General features: G+C 75.6%; 8 protein-coding genes. 3 read left to right on the top strand and 5 right to left on the bottom strand.

Annotation, left to right across the window (positions count from 1 at the left end; all coding sequences use genetic code 11):
* Positions 1-137 precede the first annotated feature (137 nt).
* Positions 138-1,358: an amidohydrolase family protein gene (locus J5Y04_RS33770; protein WP_209416285.1), complete on the bottom strand. Its 1,221-nt coding sequence runs from the start codon at positions 1,356-1,358 to the stop codon at positions 138-140.
* 66 nt (positions 1,359-1,424) lie between these two features.
* On the opposite strand from J5Y04_RS33770, the gene J5Y04_RS33765 reads away from it, so the two are divergent.
* Positions 1,425-2,045 carry a TetR/AcrR family transcriptional regulator gene (locus J5Y04_RS33765; RefSeq protein WP_209416282.1) on the top strand — a complete coding sequence of 207 codons (621 nt, stop codon included), beginning with the start codon at positions 1,425-1,427 and terminating at the stop codon, positions 2,043-2,045.
* A 136-nt stretch (positions 2,046-2,181) separates the two neighbouring features.
* On the opposite strand, the gene J5Y04_RS33760 is transcribed toward J5Y04_RS33765, so the two are convergent.
* Together J5Y04_RS33760 and J5Y04_RS33755 are read right to left on the bottom strand one after the other, a co-directional pair.
* Positions 2,182-3,573, bottom strand: coding sequence for a gluconate:H+ symporter (locus tag J5Y04_RS33760; RefSeq protein ID WP_209416278.1), 1,392 nt, complete (start codon positions 3,571-3,573; stop codon positions 2,182-2,184).
* Entirely contained in the window at positions 3,573-4,139 is a 567-nt protein-coding gene (locus J5Y04_RS33755) for a gluconokinase (protein ID WP_209416275.1), read from the bottom strand. Before J5Y04_RS33755 ends, J5Y04_RS33760 begins: the two co-directional genes overlap by 1 nt.
* Before the next feature lie 266 nt (positions 4,140-4,405).
* Here J5Y04_RS33755 and J5Y04_RS33750 point away from each other — a divergent pair, with 266 nt between their 5' ends.
* A complete protein-coding gene (locus J5Y04_RS33750) occupies positions 4,406-5,146 on the top strand; it encodes a FadR/GntR family transcriptional regulator (protein WP_209416273.1) in 741 nt (246 codons plus the stop codon).
* Between the two features lie 121 nt (positions 5,147-5,267).
* Complete coding sequence (locus J5Y04_RS33745; protein WP_209416269.1) at positions 5,268-5,669, top strand: hypothetical protein; 402 nt, start codon at positions 5,268-5,270, stop codon at positions 5,667-5,669.
* Positions 5,670-5,747: 78 nt separating this feature from the next.
* On the opposite strand, the gene J5Y04_RS33740 is transcribed toward J5Y04_RS33745, so the two are convergent.
* Positions 5,748-6,512: a phosphodiesterase gene (locus J5Y04_RS33740; RefSeq protein WP_209416266.1), complete on the bottom strand. Its 765-nt coding sequence runs from the start codon at positions 6,510-6,512 to the stop codon at positions 5,748-5,750.
* A 47-nt stretch (positions 6,513-6,559) separates the two neighbouring features.
* Entirely contained in the window at positions 6,560-11,119 is a 4,560-nt protein-coding gene (locus tag J5Y04_RS33735; protein WP_209416263.1) for a hypothetical protein, read from the bottom strand.
* Positions 11,120-11,134: the final 15 nt, after the last annotated feature.

Below are 11,134 nucleotides of genomic sequence, written 5' to 3'. Positions count from 1 at the left end.
CGGGCCGCCCGTCCGCATCCGCCGGCCCGTTCGCGTCCGGCCGCCCCGTCGAGGCCGCCGGGACGGGCGCCCGTCCCGAGCGGCGCTTGTCCCGGGCGGCGCCGGCCGGGACCGCGCCGGCCGGACCACCGCTCCGGTCAGACCACGGCGCCGGCCTTGACCACGTACTTCAGGTGGCGCTCCGGGGCCGTCAGCACCCCGAGGTCGGCCAGCGGATCGCCGTCCACGAGCAGCAGGTCGGCGTGGGCGCCGGGCGCGAGGGTGCCGAGCCGCCCCTCCATCCCGAGCAGCCGTGCCGCGGTGCTGGTCGCCGAGCGGATCACGTCGGCGGCCGGTTGCACCTCCGCGCGGAGCCGGAACTCCTCCAGCTGCGCCGGGTGCAGCGGCCCGAGCAGGTCGCTGCCGTAGACCAGGTTGGCGCCCGCGCGGTGGGCGCGTTCCAGTGCCGACAGCCCGGCGTCGCGGACCTCGGCCAGCTTGCGCCGGGAGGACTCGGGCAGGCCGGAACGGGCGCCGAGCTTCGCCGTCTGCTCGTACGCGACCAGGGTCGGCACCAGGAAGGCGTCCTTCTCCACCAGCAGCGCGAGCGTCTCGTCGTCGATCAGGTTGCCGTGCTCGACGCAGCGCACGCCGGCCCGCAGCGCCCGGGCGACGGCACGCGGGTGGTAGGCGTGCACGGTGACGTAGCGGTTGTGGTTCTCCGCCTCCTCGACGGCGGCCCGGATCTCCTCCTCGCTGTACTGGACGGCGGCGATCTCGTCGTGCGGTGAGGCGACACCGCCGGAGAGCAGCACCTTGAGGTGGGCGGCGCCCTTGCGGAACTCGTCGCGGGCGGCGGCACGGACGGCGTCCACGCCGTCGGCGATCCGGGCGAAGTTCGGGCGGGAGTCGCAGCAGGGCGGCGCGTCCTCGCCGAGCGGGCGCAGGTCGCCGTGACCGCCGGTCTGGGAGAGCGCCTTGCCGCCGTGGATCAGCCGGGGGCCGGGCACCAGGCCCTCGTCGAGGGCGCGGGCCATGCCGTGGTCGGCGCCGCCGACGTCCCGGACGGTGGTGAAGCCGCGGCGCAGCATCCGGCCGGCCTCGGCGAGGGCCCGCACGGTGAGGTAGCCCGGGGTCATGCTCGCCACGGCCTGGAGGTCGAGGGTGGTCACCAGCAGGTGGACGTGGGCGTCGATCAGGCCGGGCAGCACGGTGGCCCCCCGGGCGTCGATCACCCGGACGCCCTCGCCGGGCGCGGGCGGGCGGCCGGTGCCGGTGGCGGCGATGCGGCCGTCGGCGACCTCGATCCACCCGGCGTCGGTACGGGTGCCGGTCTCGGGGTGGAGCAGGTGGGCATGGGTGATCAGCAATCGGCTCATGACGAGGTTCCCCCGGAAGCAGAGTTCAATACGACCTGTATTGAATACACCATGTATCGTGATGTTGTGAATCCACCCCCGGCCGCAGACGGCTCCCCCAGACCCCCGCGCCGACGCGTCCACACCCGGGCGCGGATCCTCGCGGCCGCGAGCGACCTGTTCCTGACCGCCGGCTACGGGCGGACCAGCATCGAGGACATCTGCGGCGCCGCCGGCTACACCCGCGGCGCGTTCTACTCGAACTTCGCCACCAAGGAGGACCTGCTGCTGGCGCTCTTCGACGAGCAGGCGGCGGGCCGGATCGACGAGCTGGACCGGCTGGCGGTGGCCGCTGCGGCACTGGCACCGCAGGAACGCGCCCGGCGGCTGGTCGAGGCGCTGCTGCGGGTGGAGCCGGCCGAGACCGGCTGGATCCTGCTCTTCCTGGAGTTCCGGCTGCTGGCCGCCCGGACACCGGGCCTGGCCGAACGCGTCGCGGAGCACGACCGGGAGGTGTCCGCGGCGCTGGCGGCCGTCCTGGAGCGGGCCCTGCCCGGGCTGGTTCCGCCGGGCGCGGGGGCCGGGCAGGCCGCCGCGGTGATCCTGGCCGCCCGGGAGGGCCTGCTGGCCCGGACCGCGGCTGGCGGTCCGGCGGCGGAGGAACTGCTGGCGGCGACCACGGCGGTCCTGGGCGGGCTGCTGGGCTGAGCCCCGCGCCCCACCGGAGGCGAACGCGGCGGAGGGCGGCACCCGTTGCGCACGGGTGCCGCCCTCCGGGGCGGTGGCGGCGCCGTAGCCGGCCGACGTGGCGGCGGGCCGGGGCCGCGAACGGGCGGTGCCGAGGTCAGATGATCAGGCTGAGCGGCATGATCAGGGCGATGGCGACCACCGAGATCACCGTCTCCATCACCGACCAGGACTTCACGGTCTGGCCGACGCTCATCCCGAAGTACTCCTTCACCAGCCAGAAGCCGGCGTCGTTGACGTGCGAGAAGAAGAGCGAGCCCGCGCCGATCGCCAGCACCAGCAGGGCCGCGTGGGTCGACGACATGTCGGCGGCCAGCGGGGCCACGATGCCCGCGGCGGTGATGGTGGCGACGGTGGCCGAGCCGGTGGCCAGCCGGATCAGGACGGCGATCAGCCAGCCGAGCAGCAGCGCCGAGACGTGCCACTTGCCCGCCCACTCGCTGACCGCGTTGCCCACGCCGACGTCGATCAGGGTCTGCTTGAAGCCGCCGCCCGCACCGACGATGAAGACGATGCCCGCGATCGGGCCGAGCGACCTGCCCACGGTGTCGGCGATCCGGTCCTTCGAGAAGCCGGCCGCCCGGCCGAGCGTCAGCATGCCCAGCAGCGTCGCGGCGAGCAGGGCGATCAGCGGCGAGCCGATGAAGTCGAACACCCGCTGCGGCATCGCCTTCGGGTCGTCGATCACGACGTCGGCCAGCGCCTTGCCGAGCATCAGCACGACCGGCAGCAGGATGGTCGCCAGCACGGCACCGAAGGACGGGGTCCGCTCGGGCTTCTCGGTCTCCACCGGGGTGGTGGTCGCCGGGATCGCCAGCGGACCGACCCAGCGCTCGGCGACCCGGGAGAACAGCGGGCCGGCGATGATCAGGGTCGGCACCGCGATCAGCAGGCCGAGCGCCAGGGTGACGCCGAGGTCGGCCTTCAGCGCGTCGACGGCCACCAGCGGGCCCGGGTGCGGCGGGACGAGCCCGTGCAGCACCGAGAGGCCGGCCAGCGCGGGGATGCCGATCCGCATCAGCGGGACGTTGCCGCGGCGGGCGACCAGCAGCACGATCGGTATCAGCAGGACGACGCCGACCTCGAAGAACAGCGGCAGACCGAGGACGGCCGCGATCAGGGCCATCGCCCACGGCAGCGCCCGGGGACCGGAGCGGGACAGCACGGTGTCCGCGATGATGTTCGCCCCGCCGGAGTCGGCGAGCAGCTTGCCGAGCATCGCGCCCAGGCCGATCAGCAGGCCGACGCCGGCGACCGTGGCGCCGAAGCCCGTCGAGAAGCTGGAGAGCAGCTTGTCGAACGGGGCTCCCGCGACGGCGGCCAGCAGGCCCGAACCTATGGTCAGGGCGAGGAACGGGTGCAGCTTCAGTCTGGTGATCAGCAGCACGATGGCGCCGATGCTGAGCAGCACCGCGAACAGCAGCCGGGAATCGCTGCCGGTGTGCGGCAGGGCCGGTGGGGCGGCCGCGAGCACGAGGGTGGGGGACATCAAGCGAGGTCTCCATTGACGGGCCGCAGCAGTGCCACGGCCATCTCGACGAGTTGGTCGGGGGACGGGCCGACGTCCAGGACGGCGCCGCGCTCGTCCGCTGCGAGGGGTTCCAGGGCGGCGTACTGCGAGGCGAGCAGCGACGGCGGCATGAAGTGGCCGGCGCGGTGGGCGAGCCGGTCCTCGACCAGCCCGTGACCACCGCTGAGGTGCAGGAAGAAGGCGCCCGGGCAGGCCTCGCGCAGGGTGTCGCGGTAGCGGCGCTTCAGCGCCGAGCAGGTGACCACGCCGCCGGTGCCGGCCTCGGTCCGCTCCTTGAGCCAGCCGCCGAGGGCGCGCAGCCAGGGGGCGCGGTCCTCGTCGTCCAGCGGGATGCCGGCCGACATCTTGGCGATGTTGGCCGGCGGATGGAAGTCGTCCGCCTCGCCGTAGGGCAGGTCGAGGCGGTCGGCCAGGAGACGGGCGACGGTGGTCTTGCCGACACCGGAGACGCCCATCACCACGACCGTGAGGGGGCCGGGAGTGGTGGGTCCGGGGGTGTCGTGGTTCTCGACGCTGAGAGCCATGGGTGGTGCTCCTTCGTTGCAGGCCGCCACTATCACCCCAAAGATATGACGTATTCAAGTGTCGGAAACCAAATCGTCATACTTTTGATCCTGGGGGCGGCAGGGCCGGAGCCTGGCGGGCGGCCCACGGGAGCGTGGCAGTCGGCCCGCCGGAACCCTGCGGCCGGACGGCCGGCCCCGGGTCGCGGGGCGAGGGCCGCGCGGCGCGGGGCGGCGGGGCGAGGGCCGCGCGGCGCGGGGCGGCGGGTGACGTCTAGGCTGGGCGGATGGAGATCCAGGGACTGCCCGGCCGCCTGCTCGCCGAGCTCGGACCGGCCATCGCGTCCGGGGAGGTTCCCGTGGGTGCGGTGCTGCGCACCGAGGAACTGGAGGAGCGGTTCGGGGTGTCGCGGACGGTGGTCCGCGAGGCGGTGCGGATCCTGGAGGGGATGCGCATGGTGGCGCCCCGCCGCCGCGTCGGCATCACCGTCCAGCCGAAGTCCGACTGGGACGTCTTCGACCCGCTGGTCATCCGCTGGCGGCTGGCGGGCAGCGACCGGCCGGCGCAGCTGCGTTCGCTCGGCTCACTGCGGGTCGCCGTCGAGCCGGCCGCGGCCGGCCTGGCCGCACGGCACGCCAGCGACGACGAGCGGCGTCAACTCAGCGCACTGGCGGTCGAGTTGACGATGACAGCACGCGCCGCCGACCTGGAGACCTTCCTCCAGCACGACATCGCCTTCCACGCCACCGTGCTGCGGGCCTCCGGCAACGAGATGTTCGCCCACCTCGGGGACACCGTCGGGGCGGTGCTGACCGGCCGCACCGAGTACGATCTGATGCCTCATCAGCCGGAGCCGTACGCGGTCCGGCTGCACCGCGAGGTCGCGGAGGCGATCTGCGCGGGGGACGCCGCACACGCCGAGCGGGCGATGCGGACGATCGTGGCCGGGGCGCTGGAGGAGCTCGACCAGCAGCTGGGCCGGCCCGAGGCCCCGACGGGGCTTTCCGGTACAGATCAGACGATTTGACGGCAGTTCGGTGAATTCGGGCGCATAGTCCGGGTGCGGCAGGGCAGAGTGTTCTCCGGGGGCGCGTTTCGTGCGCCCGTCCCGCACGCCTGCCACCGTCGACCGCGCTGGGGGTCGCCCGATGTCCGTCGCACGCCGTCGCCGCCGTCTGCCCGACGAGGTGCGGACCGCCGCCGTCCGGGCGGTGCTCTGCCTGGCCTTCACCCTGGTCGGCCTGCTGGTCGCGACGCTGGCCTCGTTCGCGGGCAGCTGGCTGCTGACACCCGCGCTGATGGCGATGGGGCTCGGGGTGTTCGGCTCGGCGTGGTGCCTGCTGGAGATCATGATCTCGCGCCAGGTCGCCGCCCAGCGGATGCGCGGACCGAACTCGGCGTCGCCGATGGCGGGCAGCCGGGCGCCCTCCGGGCCGCGGCCGCTCCCCCGCCCGGCCGGGCCGCCCGGAGGCACGCCCCCCGGCGGCCCGGCACCGCGCGGCCCGGTGGCGGGAGGTCCGCCGCGTCAGCCGCGGGTGCCGACCGCGTAGCCGTACGGCTCGGGCCGCTCGTGGGCGGCGGGCGGTGACCGGCGGCCGCTGACCGCTGGCCGCTGACCGGCGGCCGAGTCAGGCCGGGACGACGGCCCGGAAGTGACTGGTGAGCCGGCCCGCGTCGTCCAGGACGTGGAGGACGAGCATCGGCGGCTGGTCGAAGGTCACGTCGGCGCTGCCCTCGCAGGCCAGCGAGACGGTGGAGACCACGCCGGGGGCCACCAGCACCGGCAGCCCGGCGAGCGTGGTGGCCGCGCCCGTGTGGGCGTGGCCGCAGAGCAGGGCGGCGACCCGGGGGTGGCGGGCCAGCACCTCGGTGAGGCGCTCCTCGCCGAACTGGCGGATCGGGTCGACGTACGGCAGGTGCAGCTCGGCGGGCGGGTGGTGGAAGGCCACCAGCGCGGGCAGCTCCTGGCGGCCGTCGGCGAGGCGGGCGTCCAGCCAGGCCAGCGTCTCGTCGTCAAGCAGGCCGTCGTCGCGGCCGGGGATCGAGGAGTCGAGCATCAGGAGGTCGGCGCCCGGCAGTTCGTGCCGCCGGTTGACCGGTCCCGCGGTGGGCGCCTCGCCGAGCAGCACCTCCCGGTAGGCCTCGCGCCGGTCGTGGTTGCCGGGACAGGTGAGCACCGGGTGACGGGAGGCCAGCACCTTGGCGACCTGCTCGTACTCCGCCGGCAGGCCGTGGTCGGCGAGGTCGCCGGTGACCAGCACGGCGTCCAGCGAGCCGGGCAGGGCGTTGAGGTACGCCATCACCTGCTCGGCCCGCCGGTACGCGCGGATGCCGGAGTCGCCTTCGTGGTCCTGGCCGATGTGGATGTCACTGAACTGAGCGATCGTCACCATGCGGACACGCTAATACGATCACCGGACGGCCGTCACCCGACAGAGCGTCACGAAGCGGGGGCCTCCGCGGGGCGCTTGAACATCCGGGTCGCGGTGATCTCGCCGTGGATGGCCGGGCCGTCCGGGTCCGGGGCGGCCGGCAGGCCCGGCCGCAGGTGCTCCTCCACCGAGATGTACTTGAGGCCCGCCCGCAGGTCGGCGTCGTTGCGCAGCCGGATGACCAGCGGGAACTCGGCCAGTGCAGTGGTGTCGAAGAGACCGGTGGTGTAGATCAGCTGGACGCCGAGCGCGTCGGCCACGGCCCGCTGGAGCTCCAGCAGGTAGGTGGCGTTGGCGCGGCCGATCGGGTTGTCCAGGAAAAGCGTCCCGGCGTGCCGCAACTGCGACTGGCCGCGGTCGTTGGCGCGCAGCGCGGCCATGGTGCAGTACAGCGCGATGGCCGCGGTGAGCAGCTGGCCGCCGGAGAAGACGTCGGACATCTGGCCGACGCCGACCCGTTCGGCGCGCAGCACGGCGTCGGGCTTGAGGATCTCGACGGAGACGCCGCGCGGGCCGATCGCGGCGGCGACGCCGCGCAGCAGCAGGGACATGCCGTCGCGGCGCAGGTCGCTGTTCTTCTTGACGGCGGCGCGGGTGGCCTCGTCGATCACCTCGCCGAGGCGCTCGACCAGGGTGGCGTGGTCCGGGTCCTCGAAGCGGATCCGGAGGAACTCCTGGCCGGACCACTCCCCGAGGCCCTCCGGCAGGCGGGAGAGCCGCTGGGCGGCGCGCAGCGTGGTGAGGGAGGACTCGACCAGGCCGCGCAGGCGGTCGACGATCGAGCCGCGGTTGCGCTCCAGCTGGGCGAGTTCGTCGGTGAGCACGCGCAGCCGGGGGGCGAAGGCGGTGGCCCAGGCGGCGGCGTGGTCGGGCAGGGCGGAGGCGGGCAGTTCGCGGATCTGCTGCCGGGCCGGGGTGCGGACGGCCTCGTAGCGGGCCGCGTTGGCGTGCCGGACGAGCGCGTCGGAGGCGTCGCGGACGGCGAGTTCGGCGGAGGACAGCTCGCCGGCGGCGGTGCGCAGCGCGCGGCGGGCGTCGGCGGCGGCCGTCCGGGCGTCGGCGAGCGCGCCGAGGTAGGGCTCGGCCGGCTGGCCGTCGTCGTCCTGGTGTTCGCGCAGGCCGTCCCTGAGCTGGCCGGCGTGCTCGTCGAAGTCGGCGGCGGCGGCCTGGGCGGCGTCGAAGGTGCGCTGCAGGTCGGCGTGGGCGGTGCGGGCGTTGTCCACCGTCTCGCGGCGCTCGGCGAGGCGGCTGGTGGCGGTGCGCAACAGGGCCTGGGCGTGCTCGGGGTCGGTGGGGACGAGGTCCTCGGGCAGCTCGGTGTGGGCCTCGCCGTCGGCGGGGGCGGAGCGCTCGGCCTCGCCGCGCAGGCGGCCGAGCTGCTCGCTGGCGGCTGCGGCACGGGCCTCGATGGTGGCGACCAGCTCCTCGGCGCGGGCTGCGGCGGCCTGCCGCGCCGGGCCGTCGGCGCCGTCGGGGCTGCCGAGCAGTTCCTCGGCACGGGTGCGGACCTTGTTGGTGAGGCGGTCGAGTTCGGTCGCGGCGGCGGCCTCGTCGCCCTCGGCGCGGGCCTGTTCGGCGCGCAGGTCGGCACCGACGCCGACCTTCTCGTAGAGCTGGGAGGCCGCGCGGTAGGCCTCGCGCAGGGCGGGCAGCGCGGCGGGCGCCGTGTCGGACGGCCCGTCGGCCTGCTCGGCGGCGGGGATCTCGGCACGCTCGGCGCGCAGCGCGCGGGCGGTGCGGCGGGCGTCGTCGGCGGCGCGCTGGGCGGCGCGGCGGTCCTCGTCGCAGGTGCGGGCGCGTTCGGCGCACTGGGCCTGGCGGCGGTCGCACTCGGTGGCGTCGTCGGCGAGCTCCCGCAGCGAGCGCGTCCAGCCGGCGCGTTCGCGCAGCCGGAAGGCGAGGCCGGAGAGGGCGTCGGCGCGGCGGCGGGCGCGCTGGGCGGCCTCGCGGTGCTCCTCGTGGGCGGAGGCGGCGGCGGCGTGGTCGGTCTCCGCCTCGTCGTGGTCGGCGCGCAGGGTGCCCAGGGCGGCGCCGGCCTGCTCGGCGTGCTCGCGGGCCGCCTCGGCGGCGGCGGCGAGCTCGGCGAGGGTGCCGGGCGGGCAGCTGGCGTGCCAGGAGGCGAGGCGGGCGGCGAGGGCGCGGTCGCCGCCGAGGCGGGCGGCGAGTTCGCGGATGTGCTCCTCGCGGGCGGTGGCGCGGGCGCGCAGTTCGCGGCGCTCGCCGTCGGCGGCGGACTCGTCGTGCATGGCCGGGTTCGGCGGGACGAGGAAGAACGCGGGCTCGCCGGTGATCGGGGCGACGAGCGAGGCGGCGGCTCCGACGGCGACGGTGGAGCGCGGCAGCAGGGCGGCGGCCTGGAGGGTCTCGCGGGCCCGGTCCAGCGAGTTGGGGTCGGTGATGACCACGCCGTCGACGAGTTCGGGGCGGGCGGCGAGGATCGCCTCGTGGTCCGCCGGGTCCACGGACTGGGCGAGGTAGCGCCAGCCGGGAAGGGCGGGGATGCCGTGCTCGGCGAGGTACTCGACGGTGGCGAGGACGTCCGGGCCGGGCGGCAGCAGGCCGCCGTCGCCGAGGGCGGCGAGGATGCGGGAGTCGTCGGCGGCGGCGGTGCGCAGGTCGAACAGGGTGCGCTCGGCGGTGGCGATGGCCTCGTCGAGCAGCTCGCGCAGGTACTCGGCGTTGCGGTCGAGGACGGCGGGGGTGAGGAAGCCGGCCTCCTCCTCGGAGCCGTCCTGGTAAGGCGTGAGGGAGAGCAGGTCGGCCAGCCGGGGCTCGGTGGCGAGCAGGGCGGCGGTGCGCTGCTCGGTGGCGAGGGCCTGGGCGGCGGCCTTGCGGCCGTCGTTGGCGCGGGCGGCGGCGAGTTCGGCGCGGCCGGTGGCGGCGGCGGCCTCGCGCAGCCGGGCGGCGGCGGACTCCGCGGCGGTCCGGGCCTGGGCGAGTGCGGCGCTGGCCGTCTTCTCGACGTCCGCGGCGTGCAGGGCGGCCCGGGCCGGGTCGACACCGCCGTCGGCGTCGATGAAGCCGGCGGCGACGGCGGCCTCGGTCTCCTGCTCGACCTCGGCGAGGCGCTGACGCAGGTGGTCGGCCTCGCTGCGGGCCTTCTGGGCGGCGGTGGCGGCCTCGGTGGCGTCGCTCTGGGCCTTGGCGCCGTCGGCCTGGAGCTCGCCCGCGCGTTCCTCCTCGGTGTCGGCGCGGCCCTCGGCGGCCGCGGCGGCGGCTTCGAGGGCGCGGGCCAGGGCGGTGGCGGCGAGGGCGCGGGCGGCCAGGGCGGGGGCGGCGTCCAGCTCGGCCTCGCGGATGGCGGCGGCGACCCGGGCCACCCGGTCGGCGGCGACGCGCTGGCGGAGCACGGCCTCGGCGGCCTGCCAGGCGGAGTGCAGGGTGCGGGCGTCGGTCAGCTCGCGGCGCAGCGCGGCGGCCTCGGCGGTGGCGGCGGCCAGGCCCAGGGCGGCGTGCCGGTGGGTGAGTTCGGCGGTGATCAGGGTGTGCCGGGTGCGGTCGGCCTCGGCGGCGGTGACGGCGCCCGCGGCGGCGGCGACCTCGATGGCGAGGTCCTGCGCGCGGTCGCGTTCGGCGGCGGCGCGGGAGGTGAGGGCGTGGGCGAGCCGGCGGGTGCGGCGCTCGGCGGTGCGGTGGGCGTCGCGGACGGTCTCGCGGGCGGCGGTGGCCTCGGCGATCCGCTCCAGCAGGTCGAGCGAGCCGGCGGTGAAGTCGCGTTCGGCGGTGAGCTCGGATCGGCGGCCGAGCTTGGCGGCGAAGCCGTGGACGAGGTCGGCGAGGCCGTCGGTGTCGCGGGTGTCGGTGACGGCGCGCAGCAGGAGGTCGGTGAAGTCGCTGTCGTGCTTCACCGCGAAGAGTCCGGCCGCCTCGCCCTCGTCGGCGTTCATCTCGCGCTGGTAGCGGAAGAGTTCGGGGTCGAGGCCGAGGTCGCCGAGGTGTTCCGTCCAGCGGTCGTGGCCGTCCTCGAAGACCAGGTCCAGGTGGGGGTGGGCCTTGCCGGCCTCGGTGAGGGCGTCGCGGAAGCCCTTCATGGTGCGGCGCCGGCCGCGTGCCTTCTGGTCGCCGGCCAGGCTGACCCGCTCGGCGACCGGCAGCGAGTCCAGGGTGAGGCCGGGACCGGGGCGGAACGAGTACCAGGTCTCGGCGAACTTGCGCGGGTCGGAGGAGACCTGCCGGCCGCGCCACTCGCTGACCTTGCCGACCACGATCAGCTCGCCGGTGACGGTGTGCTGCCACTCCAGCGCGACGTGGCCGCAGTCGTCGGCGAGCAGGAACTTGCGCAGCACGCCGGAGCTGGCGCCGCCGAGGGTGTTGCGGTGACCGGGGAGCATCACCGAGAAGATCAGCTTGAGCAGGACGGACTTGCCGCCGCCGTTCTCCAGGAAGAGCACGCCGGCCGGGGCGGGGCGGCGGACCGGGCCGTCGGTGTCCTCGCCGAAGAGGCCGATCTGCTGCGGGGCCGGGTCGGCGACGGGCTCGCCGACACCGCGCAGGTCGAGCACCGTGTCGGCGTAGCGCGCGCCGGCCGGTCCGATCGAGTAGAGGCGGACCCGGTTGAGCTCGTACATGTGCGGCGGTTCTCC

This window comes from Kitasatospora sp. RG8, from assembly GCF_017813315.1.
GTDB lineage: Bacteria > Actinomycetota > Actinomycetes > Streptomycetales > Streptomycetaceae > Kitasatospora.
This window is presented reverse-complemented; position numbering and strand designations above follow the sequence as displayed.